Source organism: Microbacterium sp. LB12 (genome assembly GCF_037150835.1).
Lineage (GTDB): Bacteria > Actinomycetota > Actinomycetes > Actinomycetales > Microbacteriaceae > Microbacterium.
In genome coordinates, this window is the sequence record NZ_JBBCPF010000003.1 from 17441 (window position 1) to 42285 (window position 24845).

At 67.9% G+C, this 24845-nt stretch carries 22 protein-coding genes and 2 tRNA genes; 12 read left to right on the plus strand and 12 right to left on the minus strand.

All coding sequences use genetic code 11. The features are described 5' to 3' along the window. Positions 1-14: 14 nt before the first annotated feature. Entirely contained in the window at positions 15-512 is a 498-nt protein-coding gene (locus WFM69_RS07060) for a DUF6993 domain-containing protein (protein ID WP_337003083.1), read from the minus strand. Between the two features lie 67 nt (positions 513-579). After that, entirely contained in the window at positions 580-1095 is a 516-nt protein-coding gene (locus WFM69_RS07065) for a single-stranded DNA-binding protein (protein ID WP_337003085.1), read from the minus strand. A 206-nt stretch (positions 1096-1301) separates the two neighbouring features. On the opposite strand from WFM69_RS07065, the gene WFM69_RS07070 reads away from it, so the two are divergent. Then, positions 1302-1571, plus strand: a complete 270-nt coding sequence (locus WFM69_RS07070; RefSeq protein ID WP_337003087.1) for a hypothetical protein — start codon at positions 1302-1304, stop codon at positions 1569-1571. 31 nt (positions 1572-1602) lie between these two features. On the opposite strand, the gene WFM69_RS07075 is transcribed toward WFM69_RS07070, so the two are convergent. Then, a tRNA-Arg gene (locus tag WFM69_RS07075) sits at positions 1603-1675 on the minus strand. 85 nt (positions 1676-1760) lie between these two features. Here WFM69_RS07075 and orn point away from each other — a divergent pair. From orn to WFM69_RS07105, 6 genes are all read left to right on the plus strand, one after another. Next, positions 1761-2387: an oligoribonuclease gene (gene orn, locus WFM69_RS07080; RefSeq protein ID WP_337003089.1), complete on the plus strand. Its 627-nt coding sequence runs from the start codon at positions 1761-1763 to the stop codon at positions 2385-2387. A gap of 35 nt (positions 2388-2422) precedes the next feature. Beyond that, positions 2423-2497: transfer RNA gene (locus WFM69_RS07085), tRNA-His, on the plus strand. A 91-nt stretch (positions 2498-2588) separates the two neighbouring features. Then, positions 2589-3218, plus strand: a complete 630-nt coding sequence (locus tag WFM69_RS07090; RefSeq protein ID WP_337003091.1) for a LysE family transporter — start codon at positions 2589-2591, stop codon at positions 3216-3218. A gap of 28 nt (positions 3219-3246) precedes the next feature. After that, positions 3247-3594 (plus strand): metallopeptidase family protein, encoded by a 348-nt coding sequence (locus WFM69_RS07095; RefSeq protein ID WP_337003093.1) that lies wholly within the window; start codon positions 3247-3249, stop codon positions 3592-3594. Then, positions 3591-3887, plus strand: coding sequence for an ATP-dependent Clp protease adapter ClpS (gene clpS, locus WFM69_RS07100; RefSeq protein WP_337003095.1), 297 nt, complete (start codon positions 3591-3593; stop codon positions 3885-3887). The genes WFM69_RS07095 and clpS overlap by 4 nt, the downstream gene beginning before the upstream one ends. Further along, entirely contained in the window at positions 3884-4384 is a 501-nt protein-coding gene (locus WFM69_RS07105) for a DUF2017 family protein (RefSeq protein WP_337003097.1), read from the plus strand. The genes clpS and WFM69_RS07105 overlap by 4 nt, the downstream gene beginning before the upstream one ends. Here the strand turns inward: WFM69_RS07105 and WFM69_RS07110 are convergent. The 6 genes from WFM69_RS07110 to gatC are packed head-to-tail and all read right to left on the minus strand — an operon-like array spanning position 4381 to position 9932. Then, positions 4381-4962 carry a hypothetical protein gene (locus tag WFM69_RS07110; RefSeq protein WP_337003099.1) on the minus strand — a complete coding sequence of 194 codons (582 nt, stop codon included), beginning with the start codon at positions 4960-4962 and terminating at the stop codon, positions 4381-4383. The two genes, WFM69_RS07105 and WFM69_RS07110, sit on opposite strands and share 4 nt — an antisense overlap. Next, positions 4946-5263 (minus strand): hypothetical protein, encoded by a 318-nt coding sequence (locus WFM69_RS07115; RefSeq protein ID WP_337003101.1) that lies wholly within the window; start codon positions 5261-5263, stop codon positions 4946-4948. Before WFM69_RS07115 ends, WFM69_RS07110 begins: the two co-directional genes overlap by 17 nt. Before the next feature lie 37 nt (positions 5264-5300). Beyond that, entirely contained in the window at positions 5301-6557 is a 1257-nt protein-coding gene (dinB, locus tag WFM69_RS07120) for a DNA polymerase IV (protein ID WP_337003103.1), read from the minus strand. A 47-nt stretch (positions 6558-6604) separates the two neighbouring features. Then, positions 6605-8119 carry an Asp-tRNA(Asn)/Glu-tRNA(Gln) amidotransferase subunit GatB gene (gatB, locus tag WFM69_RS07125; protein WP_337003105.1) on the minus strand — a complete coding sequence of 505 codons (1515 nt, stop codon included), beginning with the start codon at positions 8117-8119 and terminating at the stop codon, positions 6605-6607. Continuing rightward, a complete protein-coding gene (gene gatA / locus WFM69_RS07130) occupies positions 8119-9636 on the minus strand; it encodes an Asp-tRNA(Asn)/Glu-tRNA(Gln) amidotransferase subunit GatA (protein WP_337003107.1) in 1518 nt (505 codons plus the stop codon). Before gatA ends, gatB begins: the two co-directional genes overlap by 1 nt. Next, entirely contained in the window at positions 9633-9932 is a 300-nt protein-coding gene (gatC, locus tag WFM69_RS07135; RefSeq protein ID WP_337003109.1) for an Asp-tRNA(Asn)/Glu-tRNA(Gln) amidotransferase subunit GatC, read from the minus strand. Before gatC ends, gatA begins: the two co-directional genes overlap by 4 nt. Before the next feature lie 66 nt (positions 9933-9998). On the opposite strand from gatC, the gene WFM69_RS07140 reads away from it, so the two are divergent. Both WFM69_RS07140 and WFM69_RS07145 read left to right on the plus strand, forming a co-directional pair. Beyond that, positions 9999-11699 carry a long-chain-fatty-acid--CoA ligase gene (locus WFM69_RS07140; RefSeq protein WP_337003111.1) on the plus strand — a complete coding sequence of 567 codons (1701 nt, stop codon included), beginning with the start codon at positions 9999-10001 and terminating at the stop codon, positions 11697-11699. Positions 11700-11746: 47 nt separating this feature from the next. Continuing rightward, positions 11747-13591 (plus strand): DEAD/DEAH box helicase, encoded by a 1845-nt coding sequence (locus tag WFM69_RS07145; RefSeq protein ID WP_442928456.1) that lies wholly within the window; start codon positions 11747-11749, stop codon positions 13589-13591. 68 nt (positions 13592-13659) lie between these two features. Here WFM69_RS07145 and ligA read toward each other — a convergent pair whose 3' ends face one another. Genes ligA through WFM69_RS07160 form a run of 3 tightly spaced genes read right to left on the minus strand, consistent with a single transcriptional unit; the run spans position 13660 to position 18317 of the window. Then, positions 13660-15993, minus strand: a complete 2334-nt coding sequence (gene ligA / locus WFM69_RS07150; RefSeq protein ID WP_337003113.1) for an NAD-dependent DNA ligase LigA — start codon at positions 15991-15993, stop codon at positions 13660-13662. 40 nt (positions 15994-16033) lie between these two features. Beyond that, on the minus strand, positions 16034-17131 hold the full coding sequence (mnmA, locus tag WFM69_RS07155; protein ID WP_337003115.1) for a tRNA 2-thiouridine(34) synthase MnmA: 1098 nt from the start codon (positions 17129-17131) through the stop codon (positions 16034-16036). A 10-nt stretch (positions 17132-17141) separates the two neighbouring features. Next, a complete protein-coding gene (locus tag WFM69_RS07160; RefSeq protein ID WP_337003117.1) occupies positions 17142-18317 on the minus strand; it encodes a cysteine desulfurase family protein in 1176 nt (391 codons plus the stop codon). 98 nt (positions 18318-18415) lie between these two features. On the opposite strand from WFM69_RS07160, the gene glgX reads away from it, so the two are divergent. The 3 genes from glgX (at position 18416) to glgB (ending at position 24827) form a co-directional block, all read left to right on the plus strand. Then, positions 18416-20488: a glycogen debranching protein GlgX gene (glgX, locus tag WFM69_RS07165; RefSeq protein WP_337003119.1), complete on the plus strand. Its 2073-nt coding sequence runs from the start codon at positions 18416-18418 to the stop codon at positions 20486-20488. 65 nt (positions 20489-20553) lie between these two features. After that, a complete protein-coding gene (locus tag WFM69_RS07170; RefSeq protein ID WP_442928470.1) occupies positions 20554-22626 on the plus strand; it encodes a maltotransferase domain-containing protein in 2073 nt (690 codons plus the stop codon). Then, the gene (gene glgB, locus WFM69_RS07175) at positions 22623-24827 is read left to right on the plus strand and encodes a 1,4-alpha-glucan branching protein GlgB (RefSeq protein WP_337003121.1); all 2205 of its coding nucleotides are present in this window, start codon (positions 22623-22625) and stop codon (positions 24825-24827) included. Before WFM69_RS07170 ends, glgB begins: the two co-directional genes overlap by 4 nt. The last annotated feature ends 18 nt before the right edge of the window (positions 24828-24845 follow it).

Here is a 24845-nt window from a genome sequence, read left to right on the forward strand (position 1 = left end):
GCAGCGAGCCGTCGTCACCAGTCGATCGGGCGTGTGGTCCCGATCAGGCAGCGCCCCTCAGCGAGCTGTGGCATCACCGCGGTCACCACCTGGCCGGTGGACGGACCCACCTGACCCACCAGGCATTCGCTCTCGCCCCAACGCACTGAGAACTGCATGCTCTCCGCAGGGTTGCCGACCGTCGACTGGTCTTGCGTCACCTGCATTGCCCCACGGTCGAATCCTGCCCCGATCAGAGCGTCGATGTACGCTCGCCCTGCGCCCCGCTGGTCGGTGGCCCACACGGCGTCCGCGACCGCCGTGAACAGAGGCAGATTGTCCTCGGCGGTGCCGTCGGGAACCAGCTGCGGCGCCGCTGGACTCGTCTGCTCGGGCGACGGCGTGCTGGAGGCCGACGGAGAGACGGAGGGAGTGGGACTCGGCGTGCACGCGGAGAACAAGAGGACGGCCGCAACGGAGGCCGCGAGGACGCCGGCCGCACGCGCCGGGGACAGGAGCGATCGACGAAGCACGTGCTGAGTCTACGTCGCCTCGCCTGACTTCCCCCAAGGCGACCGACGCCCTCGACAAGGGCAACTCCTACGCCGTCGCACTCGCGAGCGACTCGGGCTGCGCCCAGGAGACATCAAGGGGCTCGGGGTCGGACGCCCCCGGCATCGACACGCGGTCTTCGAGCCCGGCCGCGGGCGACTGCTGGTCTGCCGGAGGTCGAGCCGTCGACCCCTCCGTAGGCGTCGTGCGCGCCTGCGGTCGATAGGCCGTCGTGCCCCACCGCAGGTCGTGTCCGATCGCTTCCGCATCGATGTCGACGCTCGTCCCCTGCTTGCCGTTGCTCTCCCAGTTCCGGATCTTGAGGCGTCCGGTGACGATCACACTGTCTCCGGTGCGCAACGACGCCTTCACGTGTTCACCCAACTGGCGGAACGCAGCGACCGAGAACCAGTTCGTTCCCGCGTCGACCCACGCCTGTGACGCCTGATCGAAGCGTCGGTGGGTGCTGGCGAGTCGGAAGTTGGTCACAGAGACCCCGCCCCCGGTCTGCACCTGGATCGGGTCGGTCGCGACCCTTCCCACAATGGTCAGCGTGTCGATCATGTCGTGTCCTCTCGTCAGCCGGTCCTTTCGCCGGGTCCCACAAGCGTGGGTGATTCGACCGACGTCGCGGCACACGAATCCTTCATTCCGTGGATACGAGACGAAGGAGGGAATCTGTGGAGAAGAAGCCCAGATGGGACGGCGTGGCGGAGTCCAGTCTCAATGTCGGTGGTCGGTCATACCTTCGAAGAACGAAAGGAGTACCGATGTCCGACCACGTCACCACCGCCCTCCCCGAAGTCCCCTTTGCGCCTCCTCGCCTCTCCTCCTCACGAGAGCACCTCGTGCGCGCCGCCGACCATCTCTGGCGCGTGCAGGATCAGCGAGAGCACGTCCTCGGACACCTGCGCATCGTCGCCGACCCGCTCGGTCTCCGCTATCGCGCCGAACGGCTCCATCTCGCGACGGGCACATTCCGTGTCGTGGGCGAGTTCTGGCGCGTCGACGACGCGATCGCCGTGCTTCGCTATGCCTGAACCACGGTCGGCTGGTGGCGATCGGATGAAGTGCCCCCGGCAGGATTCGAACCTGCGACCAAGAGATTAGAAGGCTCCTGCTCTATCCCCTGAGCTACGGAGGCGCACATGACTACCGTACCGCGCTCCCCGCATCCTTCCTCGTCGCAGGCCGGAAGGTGATGTCGGAGCCGTCGATAGTATGGCGGCATGGTAAACGCGTCGGAAAATGATCGTCTCGTATGGATCGACTGCGAGATGACGGGACTCGATCTGGCAGTCGACGAGCTCGTCGAGATCGCCGTCGTCATCACCGACTTCGAGCTCCGTCCCATCGACGAGGGGTTCCAGGTGGTGATCCGCCCCAGTGACGCAGCCCTGGCGCACATGAACGACTTCGTCACGAAGATGCACGAGACCTCCGGTCTGATCGAGGAGATTCCCGGCGGCCTGTCGCTCGAGGAGGCCGAGGCGCAGACTCTCGCCTACATCCAGCGCTTCGTACCGTTGGAGCGGAAGGCTCCCCTGGCCGGCAACACGATCGGCACCGACAGGATGTTCCTCGCCAAGTACATGCCGCAGGTCGATCAGTGGCTGCACTACCGCAACGTCGACGTATCCAGCATCAAGGAACTGTCGCGCCGTTGGTATCCGCGTGTCTTCTTCCAGGCGCCGTCCAAGGACGGCGGACACCGTGCGCTTGCCGACATCCTCGAGTCAATCAGAGAGCTCCGCTACTACCGGGAAGCCGTGTTCGTCGACGAACCCGGACCTTCGAGCGATGAGGCACGCGAGATCGCGACGCGCACCGTGTCAGAGTTCACTCCGAACATGTAATAGACTCGTATGGTTGCCCGCTCCGGTGGGCACATGGTGGGTATAGCTCAGCTGGTAGAGCGCTGGCTTGTGGTGCCGGATGTCGCGGGTTCGAGTCCCGTTACTCACCCTCCAGAAGAAGGCCCGAATCAAATGATTCGGGCCTTCTTCGCATCCTGGCGATCAACGGGGGCGCGTGCACCGACGCTCTAGACTGAGCTGGTGTCACTCGCGGTCTGGTTCTCTCTGTTCACCGCCTCCGTCGTGATCAGCTTCACCCCCGGTGCCGGCGCGATCAACACGATGTCGAACGCGATGAACCAGGGGTGGCGACGATCTATCTGGGGAATCGTCGGCCAGCAGATCGCCCTGGTGGTCCACGTCGCGATCGTCGCCGCCGGCGTCGGCCTGCTGGTGTCACGGTCGGAGTTCCTGTTCAATGCGATCCGCTACGCCGGCGCCGCGTACCTGGTGTTCCTCGGCGTTCGCCTTCTCCTCTCGAAGCCGGCCGTTGTCGTGGATGACGCCCCACAGCCCATCGACTCCCGTGAGAGTCACTGGTCGATGATCCGACGCGGATTCTGGGTGAACCTGTTGAACCCCAAGGCCATCGTGTTCTTCCTGGCCTTCATCCCCCAGTTCATCCGGCTCGACCAGCCGCCGATCCCCCAGTACCTCACGTTGATCGCGACCGTCATCGTCGTCGACGTGATCGTGATGTGGGGCTTCTTCGCCGCCGCTGCGCGACCGTTCCGTCGCCTCACCCGCACTGCGCGCGGACAGCGCATCCTGAACACGGTGTTCGGCGTGCTCTTCATCGCGGTCGCCGCTCTCCTCCTTCTCCTGCACTGAACCGGTCCACGCCCGTAGGCTGATGAGGATGGACATGGATGCCGCCGCCTTCGAAGAGCTCGTGATCGACGAGCTCGACCAGCTTCCCGACGACATGGTCGAGGGACTGGAGAATGTCGTGTTCGTCGTCGAGGACCGCCCGGAGGACGGCAGCCTCGACCTGCTCGGCCTCTACGACGGTCTGGCCCTGACCGAACGCACGCAGTACGGGATGGGTGAGCTTCCCGATCGCATCGTGCTGTTCCGCGAACCCCACCTGGCTGAGTGCACCACCGAGGAGGAGCTGAGGGATGAGATCCACACCACGCTCGTCCATGAGATCGCACACTTCTACGGCATCGACGATGCCCAGCTGCACGAGATGGGTTGGGCATGAGCACGCCGAGCGCCGTTCCGGACCTCGTGGAATCGGTGGATCTGAGCGCTGCGCCGCTCGAACCCTGGCAGGTCCTGGTGTGGAACGATCCCGTCAACCTGATGAGCTACGTGGTGCGGGTCTTCCGCACGTACTTCGGGTACTCCGTCGAACGCGCCACCGCACTCATGCTCGCCGTGCACCACGACGGTCACGCGATCGTGTCCACCGGACCCCGCGAGACCATGGAAGTCCATGCGCAGGCGATGCACGACTTCGGCCTGTGGGCAACGGTTCGGAAGGCTCCGCAGTGACCGTAGATGCGATCGTCGTCGCCATCACCGCGATCGAGGAGCACCACCTCGCGCAGCTCGTCGACGAATTCCTGGAACTCATCGGTGCTTCCCGTGATCTCGCCGATCCGGCCATCGCCCGACTGACACCGAACCCGTATCCGGATGACGCCGATGCCGCGGGCGACTTCGCCGACGCGACGCGCGACGATCTCCTCGACCGTCGACTCTCCGACGCCCGCCGCGTGCGCGCATCGCTCGGCGATCTCGATCACGACAGCGAGTCGTTCGCCGGCGGAACGCTGTCCCCGAAAGAACTCGTCGTCCCGGTCGAGCTCGTCGATGCATGGCTCCGCACTCTCACGGCTCTTCGACTCGTGATCGCCACACGACTCGGGATCGTGTCCGACGAGGACTCCGGTGTCAACGGAAGCCACGACGTCTACGACTGGCTCGGGTATCGCCTGGAGCTGCTCATCCAGGCAGCGGATGAGGCCGGAACCGGTCTGATCCGTTAAGGGATCTCGACGATACGCGTCGCAAGCGCGCGCGGGTCATCACGCTCGACGTGGCGGCGCTCCTGAGCCGCCCACCGGTCCCAGTGCGGCCGATACGTCTCTCCGTCCCGTGCGAGAGCGCGCGCCTTCCGCGACGATTCCGCGGACTCGACCCAGATCCGCACATCCGCGAGGCCGGCGGTCGAGGCTCGGAGGATCCCGCTTCCCTCGACGATCACGCCGAGGGAAGGATCGACGGCGTGACTCTCCGCCTCCGTCTGCGCTTCCCAGTCCCACCGGCGCCAGGTGCCAAGGTAGCCGCGCCCATGCGGCTTCAGAATCCACTCCAGTGCGCGTGACGCGCCTTCGTCGAGGCCATCCCACCCCGGATAGAGCGAATCCAGCGCGATCAGCTGCACGTGACCGAGCACCGGCCAGCGCCGTACGAGCAACGCAGCGAGAGACGACTTGCCCGCCCCGCTGCCGCCATCGATCAAGACGACAGGGTTGGCTGCCGCCACCGCCCGCACATCCTGCTCGATCAGTGTCGCGGCATGCTCCAGCGCCGCCGCGACAGGGTCGTCACTTCTTGAGGGCACGGATGATGCGGGTGAGCGCTCGTCCGGCAACCCAGACGAAAGGCACTGCCACGACGAGAAGCGTCACGATGTTGGGCTCGAATCGCAGCCCTTCCTCGCGGCGCACGTAGACGCCGACCGGGACGGAGACACCCCCGCCACCACCGCCCTCGGCGCCGTCCCCACTGCCCCCGCCGAAGCCGGAGTAGGTGAACGCGACGGGCGTGATGCTGATGCCGTCGACGTCCTGAGGTTCTCCGTATGCGCTCTTCACGCCGAAGGAGGCTGCTTGCTTTCCGAGTTCCAGTGCGATGTTCGGCATACCCCCACGGTAGCCGAGGAACCCGGTGCGCGTGGGATCAATCCAGACCGTGAGCTTTCGGGTGCTGGGCCGCGCCACGACCGTCGCCGCGACCGATGTGCCGGGCGCGACTGATGGTCGCCGAACCGAAGCGCGCGACGGCCTCGTCCATCGCGCCCTCGACCTTGCGCCAGTGCTCGTCGTCGTCCCACAGCGCGAAGCCTCCCCCGCCCGCCGGGCGCAGATTCTCGGCACGCACACCGACCAGACGCACCGGGTCACGACGATCGATCTGCTCGAACAGGGTCTGCGCCGCTTCCCCGATGCGCTGTCCGACAGCCGTCGGCTCACTCAGGGTCTGTGACCTGCTCAGCGTGCGGAAGTCGTCGAAGCGGATCTTGATCGCCACCGTCGACGTCTCCCACTCCGCACGACGGAGGCGCGCAGCGACGCGATCCGCGAGCCGCAGGAGCTCGGCGCGGAGGAACGGGCGGTCGAGGATGTCCTGATCGAAGGTCTCCTCGTGCCCGATGCTCTTCTCCACGCGCTCGGTGTCGACGGCCCGGGCATCCTCTCCGCGAGCGAGCTGGGCGATGCGAGCGCCGAGAGCCGATCCGACCGCGCGGTCGAGCATCTCCTGCGGAGCGTCGCGCACATCCTGCACAGAGCGGATGCCACGCGCTTCCAGCGACTCCGCTGCCTTCGGTCCGACTCCCCACAGGGCGCGGATGGGCCGCGCTGCGAGGAAGTCGAGTGTGTCGGGCGCAGCGACCACGAGCAACCCGTCGGGCTTCGCGATCGTCGAGGCCATCTTCGCGACATGCTTCGTCGCCGCGACACCCACGCTGCAGGTGATGCCGACCTCGTCGAGCACACGCTCGCGGATCAGCTCGGCGATGCGCGCCGGGCTCCCCCACAGCCGACGTACGCCCTGCACATCGAGGAACGCCTCGTCGACGGACAGCGGCTCGACAAGCGGGGTGATGGATTCGAAGATCGCCATCACCTGCCGGGAGACCTCCTGGTACCGATGGAAGTGCGGCGGCACGATGCGCGCGGAAGGGCACAGGCGCAGTGCTTGCGAGACCGGCATCGCGGCCCGCACGCCATAGCGACGAGCCTCATAGGACGCGCTGGAGACGACCGATCGTCCGTCGGGCGCTCCGATGATCAGTGGGAGCCCGCGCAACGACGGATCGTCGAGTACTTCGACCGCGGCGTAGAACGCATCCATGTCGACATGCAGGATGCGCGTGCCGGTGTCATCGGCATCGGCGGACGAGACGATTCGCCCCCTGCCGTCACCGTGTCCCATGCGACCATTCTCCCCCGGGCCTCGGACATGAGGCCCGGGTCAGCACGCTACTGCGCAGCGCGCTCGAGAATGAGTTCACGGACACGGGCCGCGTCGGCCTGGCCCTTCATCGCCTTCATGACAGCACCAATCACGGCTCCGGCGGCCTGGACCTTGCCGTCCTTGATCTTGGCCATGACGTCGGGCTGAGCGGCGAGAGCCTCGTCGATGGCGGCGATCAGCGCACCGTCGTCCGACACCACCGCGAGTCCGCGCGCATCGACGACCTCCTGCGGAGTGCCCTCACCGGCGATCACGCCTTCGAGCACCTGACGGGCGAGCTTGTCGGTGAGGGTTCCCGCCTCGACGAGCTGCTGCAGGGCGGCGACGTTCTCCGGGCTCACGAGCTCGGTGGCGTCCTTCTCCTGTGCGTTCGCGAGACGGGTGATCTCACCCGTCCACCACTTGCGGGCCGTGGCCGGAGTCGCACCGGCCGCGATCGTCGCCTCGACGACCTCGAGCAGACCGCCGTTGCGCACGTCCTGGAACTCCAGGTCGGTGAACCCCCACTCCGTCATCAGGCGACGGCGACGGGCGACGGGCTGCTCGGGCAGTGCCGCCCGCAGCTCGTCGATCAGCTCGGCCGCAGGCTCGACGGGAAGAAGGTCGGGCTCAGGGAAGTACCGGTAGTCGTCCGCATCCGACTTCGGGCGTCCGGGCGACGTCGTGCCCGTATCCTCATGCCAGTGCCGCGTCTCCTGGATGATCGTGCCGCCGTCGGCGAGGATCTGCGCCTGACGCTGGATCTCGTATCGCACGGCACGCTCGACGGAGCGCATGGAGTTCACGTTCTTCGTCTCCGTGCGGGTGCCCAGCTTCTCCTGACCGCGGGGACGCAGCGAGACGTTGGCGTCGCACCGCAGGTTTCCGCGCTCCAGTCGTGCCTCGGAGATGCCGAGTCCACGAACGATGTCGCGGATCGCCTGCACGTACGCCTTCGCCACCTCCGGTGCGCGGTGGTCCGTGCCGAAGATGGTCTTCGTCACGATCTCGACCAGCGGGACCCCGGCGCGGTTGTAGTCGACAAGCGAGTACTCCGCACCCTGGATGCGTCCGGTCGCCCCACCCATGTGGGTGAGCTTTCCGGCGTCCTCCTCCATGTGGGCGCGCTCGATCGGGATCGTGATGAGGGTCCCATCCTCGAGCTCGACCTCCACGGACCCCTCGTACGCGATCGGCTCGTCGTACTGCGAGATCTGGTAGTTCTTGCCGAGGTCCGGGTAGAAGTAGTTCTTCCGGGCGAACCGGCTCGACTCGGCGATCGAGCAGCCGAGCGCGAGTCCGAGGCTGATCGACGAGCGGATCGCGGTCTCGTTCACCACGGGCAGCGAGCCCGGCAGGCCGAGGTCGACCGGCGCGATCAGCGTGTTCGGCTCCGCCGCGTGATACGCCTCGTTCGCCGGGTTCGGCGCATCCGAGAACATCTTCGTGTTGGTGTTGAGCTCGACGTGCACCTCGAAACCGAGGACCGGCTCGAACAGCTCGAGCGCTTTGTCGAAGTCCATGAGCTTGGCGGCGGCCATCAGCGGTTCCCTCCTGCGAGCTGCGGTGCACGGGTGAGCAGCGGCGCACCCCACGAGTCCACGAGCAGCGTCTCGAGCGCGGCTCCGACCTTGTAGAGACGGGCGTCCTCCCGGGCCGGCGCGATGAACTGGATACCCACGGGCAGCCCATCGTCATCCGCCAGACCGCTCGGGATGGAGATGCCGGGGACGCCGGCGAGGTTCACCGGAATCGTGGTGATGTCGTTGAGGTACATCTGCAGCGGGTCGTCGATCTTCTCGCCGAGCTTGAACGCGGTGGTCGGCGCCGAAGGCGTCGCGATGACATCGACCTCAGCGAAGGCCTTCGCGAAATCCTGCTGGATGAGCGTGCGGACCTTCTGTGCGCTGCCGTAGTAGGCGTCGTAGTATCCGGCCGACAGCGCGTACGTGCCGAGGATGATGCGGCGCTTGACCTCATCGCCGAAGCCGGCGTCGCGCGTGGCGGACATCACGTCCTCGACCGTCGGGTTGCCCTCGGGCGTGACCCGCAGACCGAACCGCACGGAATCGAACTTCGCGAGGTTGCTGGAGGCCTCCGCGGGGAGGATCAGATAGTAGGCCGCGACGCCGTACTCGAAGTGCGGGGCGCCGATCTCGACGATCTCGGCACCCTGCGCCTCCATGAGCGCCAACGCGCTGCGGAACGATGCCGCGACACCGGGCTGGAAGCCGCTGTCGGGGAGTTCTCGGATGACGCCGACCTTGAGCCCCTTGAGAACGTCGCCGCGCGCGCCCACACGAGCGGCGTCGGCGAAGGAGGGCCAGGCATCGCGCAGCGACGTCGAGTCCTTGGGGTCGTGCCCGCCGATCGCATCGTGCAGGAGACCGGAATCGAGCACCGTGCGCGACACCGGACCGACCTGGTCGAGGCTGGAGGCGAGGGCGATCGCCCCGTAGCGGCTGACACCGCCGTACGTCGGCTTCACACCCACCGTGCCGGTGACGTGTGCGGGCTGACGGATCGAGCCCCCCGTGTCGGACCCGAGCGCGAGCGGCGCTTCGAAAGCGGCGACGGCCGCGGCCGAGCCACCGCCCGAGCCGCCCGGGATGCGGTCGAGGTCCCAGGGGTTGCGCGTGGGGCCGTATGCCGAGTGCTCGGTAGAGGACCCCATGGCGAACTCGTCCATGTTGGTCTTGCCGAGCGGGATCATTCCGGCTGCCCGCGAACGCGCGACGACGGTGGCGTCGTACGGCGAGCGGTAGCCCTCGAGGATGCGCGAACCACTGGTGGTCGGCTGGTCGGTCGTGACGAGCACGTCCTTGATCGCCAGCGGCACGCCCGCCAGCGGGCCGAGCGTCTCGCCGGCGGCACGACGCGCGTCGATCGCTGCAGCGGCCTCGAGCGCCCCCTCGTTGACGTGCAGGAATGCGTGGACGTCGCCATCGACGGCGGCGATCCGGTCGAGATGCGCCTGCGTCGCCTCGACGCTCGACACCTCCCCGGCAGCGAGCTTGGCAGCGAGGTCCGCTGCATCGAGTCGGATGATGTCGCTCACTGCTCTTCTCCCAGGATCGCGGTGACGCGGAAGCGGCCGTCGGCAGCATCCGGAGCATTCTGCAGCACCTGCTCGTGCGTAAGCGTCTGCCCGACCACGTCGGGGCGGAAGACGTTGCTCAGCGGGATCGGGTGGCTCGTCGCGACGACATCAGCAGTCGCGACCTCTGACACCTTCGCAATGTTGTCGACGATCGCGCCGAGCTGGCCCGTGAGCCGCGACACCTCGTCGTCGTTCAGCTGGATGCGTGCGAGCACACCGAGATGGCGCACGAGTTCGGGGGTGATTTCAGACACCACCCCAGTCTAGTTGCGGACCCCGCACTCCCCCTCCCCGCCCCAGCCCCGCCCTATGCTGGGCGGGTGAGCACGTTCCTGCCCCCTCGCCCATGGATCGCCAGCTACGCCGCCGGAGTCCCGGAAGACCTTCCCGCGGTCGAAGGCTCGCTGATCGACATCGTCGCCGCATCTGCGCGGGACTACCCCGATGCCCCGGCGTTGCAGTTCTTCGGGCGCGAGACCACCTACGCACAGCTGCAATCCGCGATCGACCGTGCGGCATCCGGCCTGCGCGACCTCGGCGTCCGCGCAGGAGACCCGGTCGCGATCGTGCTGCCGAACTGCCCGCAGCACATCATCGCGTTCTACGCCGTCCTCCGCCTCGGCGCCGTCGTGGTCGAGCACAACCCCCTCTACACGCCGCGGGAGCTCCGCAAGCAGTTCGAGGACCACGGCGCGAAGCACGCGATCGTCTGGAACAAGGTCGTGTCCACGGTCCAGGATTTCCCAGCCGACCTCGCTGTGACGAACCTGATCTCGGTCGATGTGACGCGTGCGATGCCGTTCTTGACGCGCATCGCTCTGCGTCTTCCCGTCGCGAAGGCGCGCGAATCCCGTGCTGCTCTCACCGAGAAGGTGCGCGGCACGGTCGCCTGGGACTCGCTGCTCGGCTCCGACCCGATCCCGAACTCGCACCCACGCCCGAGCACGGATGACCTGGCGATCATCCAGTACACCTCCGGCACCACTGGTACGCCCAAGGGCGCCTCGCTCACCCACCGCAACCTGCTCGCGAACGCCGCACAGGCCCGGGCATGGGTGCCGTCGATCCAGCGCGGCAAGGGCTGCGTCGTCTACGCCGTGCTGCCGATGTTCCACGCCTACGGGCTCACGCTCTGCCTCACGTTCGCGATGTCGATGGGGGCGCGCCTCGTGCTCTTCCCCAAGTTCGACCCCGACCTCGTGCTCGACGTCGTCAAGAAGCACCCCGCCACGTTCCTGCCGCTCGTGCCACCGATCGCAGACCGCCTGCTCGCCGCGGCGAAGCAGAAGGGCGTCTCCCTCGACGGGATCGAAGTCGCCATCTCCGGGGCGATGGCCCTTCCCCACGAGCTGGTCGTCCCGTTCGAGAAAGCCACCAACGGCTACCTCGTCGAGGGCTACGGGCTCAGCGAGTGCTCCCCTGTGCTGATGGCCAACCCCGTCGCCGACAACCGCGTACCGGGAACAGTCGGGCTGCCGCTGCCCGGCACCGAATGCCGTGTCGTCGACCCGGAGAATCCGAGCGAGGACGTACCCCAGGGCTCTGCCGGCGAGCTGGTGGTCCGCGGACCGCAGGTGTTCTCCGGGTACTACGGCAAGCCTGAGGAGACGGAGTCCGTCTTCGTCGACGGCTGGTATCGCACAGGAGACATCGTCACCATCGACGAGGCGGGCTTCGTGCGCATCGTCGATCGCATCAAGGAACTGATCATCACCGGCGGATTCAACGTCGCGCCCACCGAGGTGGAGAACGCGCTGCGGCAGCACCCTCAGGTCGTGGATGCCGCCGTCGTCGGCCTGCCGAGCGAGCACTCCGGCGAAGAGGTCGTCGCGGCGATCGTCGTGGACGCCGGCACCGATGTCGACGTCGAAGCGATCCGCGAGTTCGCTCGCAGCATCCTCACCCCGTACAAGGTGCCCCGCCGGATCTTCGTGGTCGACGAACTCCCCAAGTCCCTCATCGGAAAGGTGCTCCGTCGCCAGGTGAAGGAGAAGCTCGTCGCGCTCACGACGGGCGCGTGAGGACGACCTCACACGCGCAGAATGCCGGCTCGCGCTACCCTTGGGAAGTGACCCCTGAAGATGCAGTGCTGACCGACGCCCCCGAGGACTCCCCCGCGACCCCCGGATTCGAGGAGCTCGGCATCACCGGGCCCGTCCTCAAAGCCATCAAGGACCTCGGCTACGAGACCCCGTCGCCCATCCAGGCGGCCACCATCCCGACGCTTCTCTCCGGACGCGACGTCGTCGGCATGGCGCAGACCGGAACCGGCAAGACCGCCGCGTTCGCGCTGCCCGTGCTGGAGCGACTCGACATCTCGCAGAAGACTCCGCAGGCCCTCGTGCTCGCCCCGACCCGCGAGCTCGCGCTCCAGGTCTGCGAGGCCTTCGAGTCCTACGCGTCCAGGATGAAGGGCGTGCACGTCCTCCCCGTCTACGGCGGGCAGGGCTACGGTGTGCAGCTGTCGGCGCTGCGTCGTGGCGTCCACGTGATCGTCGGCACCCCCGGCCGCATCATGGACCACCTCGCGAAGGGCACGCTCGACCTCTCGCAGCTGCAGTACCTCGTGCTCGACGAGGCCGACGAGATGCTGAAGATGGGCTTCGCGGAAGACGTGGAGCAGATCCTCGCGCAGACGCCGGAGGAGAAGCAGGTCGCCCTGTTCTCCGCGACGATGCCGCCGCAGATCCGACGGCTCGCGCAGCAGTACCTGCGGGATCCGGAAGAGATCAGCATCAAGTCGAAGACCGCCACGGGCACGAACATCACGCAGCGCTACCTCGTTGTGTCGTACGCACAGAAGGTCGACGCCCTCACCCGCATCCTCGAAGTAGAGAACTTCGACGGAATGATCGTGTTCGTCCGCACCAAGAACGAGACCGAGACCCTTGCCGAGAAGCTGCGTGCGCGCGGATACTCTGCTGCCGCGATCAACGGCGACGTGCCGCAGGTGCAGCGCGAGCGGAGCGTCAACCAGCTCAAGGACGGCAAGCTCGACATCCTCGTCGCGACCGACGTCGCCGCCCGCGGCCTCGACGTCGAGCGCATCAGCCACGTCGTCAACTTCGACATCCCCACCGACACCGAGTCGTACGTGCACCGCATCGGTCGCACCGGCCGCGCCGGCCGCTCCGGCGATGCCATCAGCTTCATCACCCCGCGCGAGCGCTACCTCCTCAAGCACATCGAGAAGGCGACCCGTCAGCAGCCCACGCAGATGCAGCTGCCCAGCACCGAGGACGTGAACACCACACGCCTGACGCGCTTCGACGACGCGATCACGGCTGCGCTGTCCGAGACCGCACGGATCGACGCGTTCCGCGACATCATCGACCACTACGTCCGTCATCACGATGTACCGGAGGGCGACGTCGCCGCGGCCCTCGCAGTGGTCTCGCAAGGCAGCAAGCCGTTGCTGCTCGACCCCGCGGACGATCCCCTGGCCAAGGCCGTCGCGGCCGACAACCGCCCGCCACGCGAGCGTTCGGAGCGGGAGACCCGGGAGCCGCGCGAGCGTCGCAGCCGCGGCGATTACACCGCCTACCGCATCGAGGTGGGGCGACGCCACCGCGTGGAACCGCGTCAGATCGTCGGGGCGCTCGCCAACGAGGGCGGCCTCGGGCGCGACGACTTCGGCGCCATCAACATCCGTCCGGACTTCTCGATCGTCGAGCTCCCGGCGAACATGGATCGGTCCGTGCTCGACAAGCTCCGCGATACGCGCATCTCCGGTCGCCTGATCGAGATCAAGCCGGACCGCGGCCCCGGCGGCGCACGCCGCACGAGCAGTCCGCGCGACGGTGGCGGACGCGGCGACCGCTACCAGCGGTCAGCCCGCGACAGCCGCGACGAGCGGCCCTCGCGCGACAGTCGTGACGAGAAGCCGTTCCGCAAGCCGCGTCACAAGAACTGACGAACGCAGAGGGGCGGAGCGGTTTCGGCCGCCCGCCCCTCTGTCGCTCCCGTGGTCGTCGCGAGGTGTCAGGAACTCTCGCCCACCGCAGGCAGCGCGTCCGGTCCTTCCGTGACCAGGATGTGGAACTGTGCGGCGTCGAGGATACGGACACCGAGTTCTTCGGCCTTCGCGAGCTTCGACCCCGCACCGGGACCCGCCGCCACGAAGTCCGTCTTCTTCGACACGCTGGATGCAGCCTTCCCGCCAGCGTTGATGATGGCTTCCTGAGCACCGTCGCGTGTGTAGCCGTCGAGGGAGCCGGTCGCCACCACGGTGAGGCCCTCCAGCACTCCACCGGCCGCGACAGCCGCGCCCGGGCCCGGGTGTCCGGGCGTCGCCCACTGCACGCCCGCGTCGCTCCACTGCTGCACGATCTCCTGGTGCCAGTCGACCTCGAACCAGGCGAGCAGTGAGTCGGCGATGATGCCGCCCACGCCTTCGACAGCCGCGAGCTCGTCGCGCGTGGCCCCCTGGATCGCATCCAGGGACCCGAACCACTGTGCGAGTGCCCGCGCGGCGACGGGGCCGACGTGCCGGATGTTCAGCGACACGAGAAGCCGCCACAGCTCTTTGGCCTTGGCCTTCTCCAACTCGGCGAGCAGTGTGAGCGCCTGCGACGACGGTTGAGGCCCCTCGATCCCGGCCTTCTTCTCGGCCGCCGTCGGATTGCGGCGGAACGGTGCACGGGTCTTGACGATCCCGTCGTCGTCCTCCTTCGGCAAACCGGTCTCGGCATCGCGCACGAACAGCTCGATCGGCACCAGCTGCTCGAGAGTGAGAGCGAACAGACCCGCCTCGGTCTCGAGCGGAGGAACGGACGGCGATGTCGGCTGCGTCAGCGCGGCGGCGGTGACCTCGCCCAGGGCTTCGACGTCGAGCGCGCCGCGCGACCCGATGTGCTCGACGCGGCCGCGGACCTGCGCGGGACAGGAACGCGCGTTCGGGCAGCGGAGGTCGATGTCGCCCTCCTTCATCGCCCGCAGCGGTGTGCCGCACTCCGGGCAGTCGACCGGCATCACGAACTCCCGCTCGGTGCCGTCGCGCTTGTCGACCACCGGTCCGAGGACTTCGGGGATCACATCGCCGGCCTTGCGGAGCACGACGGTGTCGCCGATGAGCACGCCCTTGGCCTTCACCACGTCTTTGTTGTGCAGTGTCGCCTGCCGCACCACGGAACCGGCCACGTGCGCCGGGGCCATGACGGCGAACGGCGTCGCACGGCCCGTGCGACCGACCGACACGACGATGTCGAGGAGCTTCGTCTGCACCTCCTCCGGCGGATACTTGTAGGCGATCGCCCAGCGCGGCGCACGGCTGGTGGCGCCGAGCTCGTCGTGCAGCTCGAGCTCGTCGACCTTCACCACGATCCCGTCGAGCTCATGCTCGATGTTATGGCGGTGCTCTCCGAAGTACTCGACGAACGCGACCACCTCGTCGATCGTGCGGCACACCTTGGTGTGCGGACTCGTCGGAAGTCCCCATTCGGCGAGCAGATCGTAGACCTCGCTCTGTGCGGCCACCGGCGGATGGGACCACGCACCGACTCCGTGCACGTAGAGGGCCAGCGACTCGATGCGCAGCAGCCCGGCTTCGAGTTCGAGTCCGTTCTTCTTGTCGATCTGCTGTCGCAGACCCCCACTCGCCGCGTTGCGGGGATTCGCGAATGACGGGAAGCGACGGGCAGCCGCGGTACGGGCCTTCTCCTCGTCGAACGGCTTCTTGACCCCGCCGCGCGACTCCCAGCGCTCGAACGCATCGGCGTAGGCGCGGTCTCGGAAGGCGGCCTGCGCGGCGTTGAGCCGCTCGAACGCCGCCACGGGGATGAACACCTCGCCGCGGACCTCGACGATCTCCGGGTGCCCCTCTCCGCTGAGCCGGTACGGGATCTCCGGAAGACGCAGCGCGTTCTCCGTGACGATCTCCCCGACGCGTCCGTCGCCGCGCGTTGCCGCCGACGTGAGCACACCGTTCTCGTAGCGCAGGTTGATGGCGAGGCCGTCGATCTTCAGCTCCGTCAGCCATGCGACCGGTCGACCCGCCGAAGCCTGGGTCTTCGCCGCCCACTCCCGCAGCTCGTCGAGCGAGAAGACGTTGTCGAGGCTGAGCATCCGCTCGGCGTGCTCGATGGTCGCGAGCCCCGTCGTCTCGGCCGCCCCGACCATCTGCGTCGGCGAGTCCTGGCCCTGCAGCTCGGGATGCAGCCGCTCGAGCTCCTCGAGCCGATGCATCCATCCGTCGTAGGTGAAATCGTCGACGATCGAGGTGTCTCGGCCGTAATAGGCATCCTTCGCGTCGAGGATGCGCGTGGTCAGCTCCTCGGCTTCGGTTCGGGCGTCTTCCAACGAGATGTTCTCCGGCACCCCGCCAGTCTACGAGCGGGCACCGACATCGTCTGGGACCTCAGGCGTCGACGGGGACGGCCGACACGGTGGTATCGATCGTGAACTGCCCGAGCACGCGCGTGCCGATGTACAGCACGGCGGTCTGCCCCGGTGCGACGCCGTCGAGCGGGACCTCGGGGACGACACGGACGCCCTCTCCCGTCACGAGCGCATGCGCGGCGACCGGCTCCGCGTGCGCACGGATCTGCACGTGGCAGTCGAAGGCCTGCTCGACAGGAGCCGCCCCGGCCCAGCTGTGCCGCTCCCCCGCGATCTCGGCGATCGCGAGCGCCTCTTTCGGTCCGACGACGACGGTGTTCGACACCGGACGGACCTCGAGCACGAATCGCGGCTTTCCATCCGCCGCCGGGACACCGAGCTTGAGGCCGCGCCGCTGCCCGACGGTGAACGCGTGCGCGCCCTCGTGGGAGCCCACGACGTCGCCGCTGCGATCGACGATCTCGCCCGTGGCCGTGCCGACCTTCTCCGCGAGCCAGCCCCGCGTGTCGCCGTCCGGGATGAAGCAGATGTCATGACTGTCCGGCTTCTGCGCCACGCTCAGTCCACGGGCCTCCGCCTCGGCACGCACAATGGCCTTCGTGGGCGTCGTCCCCAGCGGGAAGTAGGTGTGCGCCAGCTGCTCGGCGTTCAGCACACCGAGGACGTACGACTGATCCTTGGCGTTGTCGGATGCCCGGTGCAGCTCCAGCCCCTGCGGACCGTCGATCAGCGTCGCGTAATGGCCCGTGCAGACCGCATCGAAGCCCAGTTCGATCGCACGCTCCAGAAGGGCGGCGAACTTGATCTTCTCGTTGCACCGCATGCAGGGGTTCGGCGTCCGCCCTGCCTGGTACTCCGAGATGAAGTCCTCGATCACGTCGTCGCGGAAGCGCTCCGAGAAGTCCCAGACGTAGAAGGGGATGCCGAGCAGATCTGCGGCGCGGCGGGCGTCGAGGGCGTCCTCGATCGTGCAGCATCCGCGGCTGCCGGTGCGCAGGGTTCCTCCGGCGCGGGAGAGCGCCAGATGCACACCGACCACGTCGTGCCCCGCCTCCACGGCTCTCGCAGCCGCGACGGCGGAGTCGACACCACCGCTCATGGCCGCAAGAATCCGCATGTCACCCAGTCTACGAGCGCGCGCCTGTACCGGCGCCGGATGCGCGGGCATAGGCGTCACCGATCACGGAGAGGACCGCGTCCACATCGGCCTCGTCGGACGTCCGCCCCAGCGAGAACCGCAGCACGCTCCGGGCATCTCGTTCACTGCGCCCCATCGCCATCACGACATGCGACGGCTCGGCGACCCCCGCTTGGCACGCGGAGCCCGTCGAGGCGGATACGCCCGCGACGTCGAGGAGGAACAGCAGGCTCTCGCCGACCGCGTCGGGGAACAACACGTGAGCGTTCCCGGGCAGACGCCGCTCCGGATCGCCGAGGAGTTCGGCGGTGGGCACGGCGGAACGGATCCCGCGGACAAGACGATCGCGCAAGACGGTCAGGCGCACGTCCTCCGTCTCACGCTCCGACTCGGCGAGCTCGAGGGCCGTGGCGAACGCCGCCGCCCCCGCGATGTCCTGGGTCCCAGCCCGAAGACCGCGCTGTTGGCCGCCGCCGTGCAGCAGCGCGGAGAGACGCGCGGTGCGGGCGGCGACGAGCACGCCGATGCCGACGGGAGCTGCGATCTTGTGCCCGGCGAGACTCATCGCGACGAGCCCGACCCCGGGCGCCGCACCGCCACGGAGTGCCCGGAACGACAGCGGCACATGGCCGAGCGCGGCGACCGCATCGAGATGGAGGGGAACCTCGGCGGACGCGGAGGCACCGGCGATCGCCGCCGCGTCGTTGATCGTGCCGGCTTCGTTGTTCGCGATGAGGGCGGTCGCTACGGCCGCGCCCGGAAGTTGGGCGGCGAACGCCGACGGCTCGATCCGGGCGAGCGGACTGAGCGGAACCGTCCGGATGTCGGCGCCGGCCGCGACGAGTGCCGACACCGTGTCCATGGTGGCGTGATGCTCGCCATCCGGCAGCACGACCGCGGCAGCGCCGTCTCGACGGGCATGCCATAAGCCCTGCAACGCGAGATTGATCGATTCCGTGCCGCCCGAGGTGAACACGATCTCGATCGGCTCGGCGTCGAGCACCGCCGCGACGCGTTCCCGTGATTCCTCGAGGAGGCGGCGGGCATCCTGACCGGATCCGTGCGTCGACGAGGCGTTCCCGATCGTCTCCGACGCGGTCAGCCAGGCCGCACGTGCCTCCGGGCGCAGGGGCGTCGTCGCCGCGTGGTCGAGGTAGTGCCGCATCCTTCGATTCTCTCGCGAATCCGCGCCGACGGGGCGCCGGGATGGAACCCGGTACTCATTGACATGAGACTGCAACACAACGCGCCTAGGGTGTACTCATGCCCGTGTCCCGAGACTTCGCCGTGCCCGGCGGCTCCACCCTCGACAACCTCGGCGTCCGTCTGCACGACGACGTCGGCACCCTGCGCGTGTGGTCGCAGAACGCCTCCTCTGTCGAGCTCGTCATCTTCGACGCCACCGACCTCGATTGGGCCACCGACGAAGTGCCGCTCGACCGCCTTCCCGGCGGCATCTGGGAGGTCACCACGGAGCTGCTGCAGCCCGGCGTCCGCTATGCGGTGCGTGTCGGCGGCCCGCACGGGCCCGGCAACACCTTCAATCCGGAGACCCTCCTGCTCGACCCGTATGCGCGCGGTCTCGCCCAGGGCGACGGCTACGAGGAGTGGCGCTCGGTGGTCATCGTCGACGGCTTCGACTGGGGCGACTCGCAGAAGCCTCGGGTGCCGCTCGATCGCACCGTCATCTACGAGGGTCATCTCAAGGGGCTGACGAAGCGCCATCCCGACGTGCCGCCGGCGCTCCACGGCACCTACGCGGGTCTCGCCCATCCCGCGATGATCGAGTACTTCCACGGGCTGGGGATCACCTCGATCGAGCTTCTGCCCGTGCACGCCTTCGTTCCGGAACCACGGCTGCTGGAGCGGGGGCTGACGAACTACTGGGGATACAACACCCTCAACTTCTTCACGCCGCACACCGCATATGCCACCGAGGATGCGCGCAAGGAGGGCCCGGAGGCGGTGCTCGCCGAGTTCAAGGGCATGGTCCGGCTGCTGCACGAGGCCGGGCTCGAGGTGATCCTCGACGTCGTCTACAACCACACCTCCGAAGAGGGCATCGGCGGCCCGCGCTCGAGCCTCCGCGGCATCGACAACGCGAACTACTACCGCCAGGACGAATCGGGCGTCTACATCGACACGACGGGATGCGGGAACACGCTGAACACGGCGACCGATGCCGGCGCACGACTCGTGCTGGATTCCCTGCGGTACTGGGCGCAGGAGATGCAGATCGACGGTTTCCGCTTCGACCTCGCCACCGCGATCGCTCGTGACGGCGCGCACACCTACACACCGGAGCATCCGCTCCTGACGGCGATCTCGAACGACCCGATCCTCGCCGACACCAAGCTCATCGCCGAGCCGTGGGACGTCGGCCTCGGCGGCTGGCAGACGGGGAACTTCCCCACGGGCTGGCACGAATGGAACGACCGCTATCGCGATCGCGTGCGCAACTTCTGGCTGAGCGACATCGACTACGCCCGGCGTGCAACGGCTCCGGTCGGCATCGGCGGCTTCGCCACCCGTCTCGCCGGCTCCTCGAACACCTTCAGCGAGGACCGTGGCCCGCTCGCCAGCGTGAACTTCGTCACCGCGCACGACGGCTTCACCCTGCACGACCTGGTGTCCTACGACGTCAAGCACAACGAGGCCAACGGCGAGCAGAACCGTGACGGCGCCGACATGAACCGTGCCTTCAACCACGGCGTCGAGGGCCCGACCGACGACCCCACGATCCTCGCGGCGCGCCGCAAAGCCATGCGCAACCTGCTCGGCACGCTGCTCCTCTCCGCGGGTATCCCGATGCTGACCGCCGGTGATGAGGTGGGTCGCACCCAGCGCGGCAACAACAACGCGTACGCGCAGGACTCGGTGATGACCTGGCTCGGGTGGGAGTTCGAACCCTGGCAGGACGACCTCCGCGCGCACGTCTCGCGGCTGATCCGGCTCCGCCAGGAGAACCCCGCTCTCCGACCGAGCCGCTACGCGAGACTCGGCGAGCACATCCCGAACGCGTCGGTCATGGACTGGTACGACCAGAACGGCGAGACGATGGAGCAGGGCCAGTGGGCCGACCCCGGCAACCGGACCCTGCAGTACGTCGCGGCCTCGACACCCGACACCGAGGCGTACAACCGCATCCTGCTCATCGTGCACGGCACCGAGTCTCCGATCGATGTGCGCCTGCCCGAGGAGATCGAGGATGCGACCCGGTTCGTGTCGCTCTGGTCGAGTGCGCAGGAGCGCCCCGCTGATGAGGAAGAGGTGTACGCGCCGGGCGATGTGCTGCCCGTTTCGGGAACCTCGATGAGGCTGTTCCGCATCGAGTGACCACCGCGCCCGACGCACCCCGCGGCGCGCTACCCGCGACCACGTCCGCACGGTACATTCGGGATGTGGCTGCACGTGCTGGTACTCGGTCCTCGGCTCTCCGGAGCCCCGCTCAGATCCCGACGCGCGCCGCGGCCTCCGCGGACGTCCCCGGCGTGCTGCGGACGACACGGATACCTCTGCTGGATCCGTCTCCTGCGGTTCCCGGCGGCTTCACCCCCAAAGCCTTCGTCGGCGAGGTCGTGCCTTTCAGCGTGGTCTCCTTCCGTGAAGGCCACGATGTCATCGGCGTGCATGTGCGCCTGACCTCCCCGTCCGGCGAGGAGTCCCTGCATCGCCTCCGTGCGCGGACGGACGGCACCGACACCTGGACGGCCGACATCGCTCTCGACGAGCAGGGTGTGTGGCGCTACCGCTTCGAGGCCTTCTCCGACGACTTCGCGACGTGGGCGCATGCCGCGGAGGTCAAAGTCGCCGCCGGTGTCGACATCCCCGTGATGGCCGCCCTCGGTGCGGAGCTCCTCACGGGGGCCGCCGCGGAGAAGGATCGGCCGGCCGCGCAGCGGAAGCGTCTGCTCACCGATGCGGCCGCGCTCGCCGAGGGCGATGCCGCGACCACCTCCGCCCTCGCGACGGATGCGGGTCTTGCCCAGATCTTCCGCGATCGCCCGATCGCGACGCTCCGATCAGCGACCGACGACCACGTCCTGCACGTGGACCGGGTCGCCGCGGGCGTGGGCGCCTGGTACGAGTTCTTCCCCCGTTCCGAAGGTGCGAAGCGCATGAAGGACGGCACGGTCAAGAGCGGCACGTTCCGCACCGCGGCGAAGAGGCTTCCGGATGTCGCGGCGATGGGATTCGACGTGATCTACCTCGTACCCGTCCACCCGATCGGAACGACGAACCGCAAGGGACGCAACAACACGCTCACCGCAGAGGACGGCGACCCCGGCTCGCCCTACGCGATCGGAGCCGCCGAAGGGGGACACGACGCCCTCCACCCCGACCTCGGCACGGCCCAGGACTTCCGCGCGTTCATTCGCGCCGCGCAGAAGGAGGGGCTCGAAGTCGCCCTCGACCTCGCGCTCCAGGCCTCGCCGGACCACCCATGGGTCCGCGATCACCCGGAGTGGTTCACGACCCTTCCCGACGGGACCATCGCGTACGCGGAGAACCCGCCCAAGAAGTACCAGGACATCTACCCCCTGAACTTCGACAACGATCCTGAGGGCATCGCCGCCGAGATGCTCCGCGTCGTGCAGCACTGGGTCGCCCAGGGCGTGAAAATCTTCCGCGTCGACAACCCGCACACCAAGCCCCTCCAGTTCTGGGAATGGCTCATCCGCACCGTCAACGCCGCAGACCCCGACGTGCTCTTCCTCGCCGAGGCCTTCACCCGTCCCGCCGTGATGCGCGCGCTCGCCGCCGTGGGCTTCCAGCAGAGCTACAGCTACTTCACCTGGCGCAACACCAAGGCCGAGCTCGAGGAGTTCCTCACCTCCATCTCACACGACACCGCGGTCTACATGCGTCCCAACCTGTTCGTGAACACGCACGACATCCTCACGGAGTACCTGCAGTTCGGCGGCAGGGCCGCGTACCGCATCCGGGCGTGCATCGCGGCGACGGCAGGACCGGTGTACGGGGTCTACGCCGGGTACGAGCTGTTCGAGAACGTCGCGCGGCCGGGGTCGGAAGAGAACATCGACAACGAGAAGTACGAGTACAAGTTCCGGGACTGGCACGGTGCCGAGGCGCGCGGTGAATCCCTCGCTCCCCTCCTGCGCCGCCTCAACACCATCCGCGCCGCGCATCCCGCACTCCGGCAGCTCCGCAACTTCTCGGTGCACTGGAGCGACGACGACGCGGTCCTCGTGTACAGCAAGCACCTCGCCGCCGCGTTCACGGGCACCGGCCGTCCCGACACGATCATCGTGGTCGCCAACGTCGATCCCCACTCCGTTCGCGAGACAACCGTGCACCTCGACACCACACGGTGGGGCATCCCCCTCGGCGAATCCTTCGAGGTGGAGGATCTGCTGACGGGTGCCGTGTGGACCTGGAGCGACCACAACTACGTGCGACTCGATGCCTTCACCGAGCCGGTGCACATCCTGAAGGTGAGGGAGCGATCATGAGCTACACGGAAGACGTCACCGCATCCACCGAGTGGGAGGCGATCTCCTCCGCCACCCACCACGATCCGCATTCCGTCCTCGGACCACACGCGAGCAAGGATGCCGCCGGCCGCACGGTCACCGTCATCCGCGTCCGTCGCCCGCTCGCCTCCGAGGTCGCCGCCGTGTTCGGCGATGGGAGCCGTCTCGTGCTCAGCCATGTGGCGCACGGCCTCTGGGAGGCGCAGCACGTCGGCCCCCCGCTCCCCTACCGCATCGCGACCCGCTATGGAGATCACGAGGAGACGATCGCCGGCGACCCGTACCGCCACCACCCGACCCTGGGTGAGCTGGACCTGCACCTGATCGCGGAAGGCCGTCATGAGCGGCTCTGGGAGGCTCTGGGTGCCCATCCGCGCACTCTCGAAGGCGAGGACGGCGTGGCCTTCGCGGTCTGGGCGCCGAACGCGAGCGCGGTGCGTCTGGTCGGCGATCACAACGACTGGAACGGCGAGACCCACGCGATGCGCTCGATGGGCGTCAGTGGTGTCTGGGAGCTGTTCGTCCCGGAGCTCCCGGTCGGCGCCAGGTACAAGTACCAGATCCGCGCGAGGGACGGAGAGTGGCTCCTCAAGGCCGATCCGATGGCGCTCGCCGCCGAGGTGCCGCCGGACACGGCGTCGGTCGTCACATCGTCGTCGTACACCTGGTCGGACGGCGCATGGATGACCCGCCGCGCCGCGACCCACGCGGTCGCTCAGCCGCTCTCGGTGTACGAGATCCACGTCGGATCGTGGCGCGGCGGCCTCGGTTACCGCGACCTCGCCGACCCTCTGATCGAGCACGTCTCCGCGACCGGCTTCACGCACGTGGAGTTCATGCCTCTCGCGGAGCATCCGTTCGGTGGTTCCTGGGGCTACCAGGTGAGCGGCTACTACGCTCCCACGAGTCGCTTCGGCAGCCCGGACGACCTGCGATATCTGATCGATCGCCTGCACCAGGCGGGTATCGGCGTCATCATGGACTGGGTTCCAGGACACTTCCCGAAGGACGCGTTCGCGCTCGCCCGCTTCGACGGCCAGGCACTGTACGAGCATCCGGATCCGCGCCGTGGCGAGCACCAGGACTGGGGCACGCTCATCTTCGACTACGGTCGCCCCGAGGTGCGGGGGTTCCTCGTCGCCAACGCGCTGTACTGGCTCCGCGAGTTCCACGTCGACGGCCTGCGTGTGGATGCCGTCGCATCGATGCTCTACCTCGACTACTCCCGGGAGGACGGCGCGTGGGAGCCGAACATCCACGGTGGCCGCGAGAACCTCGAGGCCATTCGCTTCCTGCAGGAGGTGAACGCCACCGCCTACCGTCTGCACCCGGGAATCATGATGATCGCCGAGGAGTCCACCAGCTTCCCCGGCGTCACCTCTCCCACTAGTCACGCCGGCCTCGGCTTCGGTTTCAAGTGGAACATGGGCTGGATGAACGACTCGCTCCAGTACATCGCGCGTGACCCGATGTATCGCGCACATCACGAGGGCGAGATGACGTTCTCGTTCGTGTACGCGTTCGGCGAGAACTATCTGCTGCCGATCAGCCACGACGAGGTGGTGCACGGCAAGGGCAGTCTTCTTGCGAAGATGCCGGGCGATCACTGGCACAAGCTGGCGAACGTCCGCGCGTACCTGGCCTATATGTGGGGGCACCCGGGCAAGAAGCTGCTGTTCATGGGGCAGGAGTTCGGTCAGCTCGCGGAATGGTCGGAGAGTCGTGAACTCGACTGGTGGTTGTTGGATCAGCCGTCCCACGCGCAGCTGCAGGACTTCGTCGGGAGCGTGAACCGCACGTACCGTGCGCAGGCGCCGCTGTGGGAGCGGGACAACGACGGGTCGTCGTTCAGCCGGCTCGGTGCGCCGAGTTGGGATCCGAACGTGATCGCATTCGAGCGGCGGGATGCCCACGGCGGGCGGCTCGTCGTCGTCAGCAACTTCGCGGGCGTGGAACGGACTGGATACCAGCTCGCGCTGCCCAGGGAAGGCGTCTGGCAGGAGGTCCTCAACACGGATGCCGCGGCCTACGGCGGCCGGGGATCAGGCAACCTGGGCATGGTCATCGCACGGCCCGCGGAAGGCGGCGCACCGACCGCGACCATCACGCTTCCGGCGCTGTCCACGCTGTGGCTGCGCCATCAGACGGACCCGCACGTCCCCACGGTCAACCACGGGTGAGCCTGCGGCCGAGGCCGT

What these genes read in the sequence shown, in the direction of transcription:
- WFM69_RS07065 (WP_337003085.1), bottom strand. Translation starts at nt 1,095, where the DNA reads ATGATCGACACGCTGACCATTGTGGGAAGGGTCGCGACCGACCCGATC.
- WFM69_RS07070 (WP_337003087.1), top strand. Translation starts at nt 1,302, where the DNA reads ATGTCCGACCACGTCACCACCGCCCTCCCCGAAGTCCCCTTTGCGCCT.
- orn (WP_337003089.1), top strand. Translation starts at nt 1,761, where the DNA reads ATGGTAAACGCGTCGGAAAATGATCGTCTCGTATGGATCGACTGCGAG.
- WFM69_RS07095 (WP_337003093.1), top strand. Translation starts at nt 3,247, where the DNA reads ATGGACATGGATGCCGCCGCCTTCGAAGAGCTCGTGATCGACGAGCTC.
- clpS (WP_337003095.1), top strand. Translation starts at nt 3,591, where the DNA reads ATGAGCACGCCGAGCGCCGTTCCGGACCTCGTGGAATCGGTGGATCTG.
- WFM69_RS07115 (WP_337003101.1), bottom strand. Translation starts at nt 5,263, where the DNA reads ATGCCGAACATCGCACTGGAACTCGGAAAGCAAGCAGCCTCCTTCGGC.
- dinB (WP_337003103.1), bottom strand. Translation starts at nt 6,557, where the DNA reads ATGGGACACGGTGACGGCAGGGGGCGAATCGTCTCGTCCGCCGATGCC.
- gatB (WP_337003105.1), bottom strand. Translation starts at nt 8,119, where the DNA reads ATGGCCGCCGCCAAGCTCATGGACTTCGACAAAGCGCTCGAGCTGTTC.
- mnmA (WP_337003115.1), bottom strand. Translation starts at nt 17,131, where the DNA reads ATGCGGATTCTTGCGGCCATGAGCGGTGGTGTCGACTCCGCCGTCGCG.
- WFM69_RS07160 (WP_337003117.1), bottom strand. Translation starts at nt 18,317, where the DNA reads ATGCGGCACTACCTCGACCACGCGGCGACGACGCCCCTGCGCCCGGAG.
- glgX (WP_337003119.1), top strand. Translation starts at nt 18,416, where the DNA reads ATGCCCGTGTCCCGAGACTTCGCCGTGCCCGGCGGCTCCACCCTCGAC.
- glgB (WP_337003121.1), top strand. Translation starts at nt 22,623, where the DNA reads ATGAGCTACACGGAAGACGTCACCGCATCCACCGAGTGGGAGGCGATC.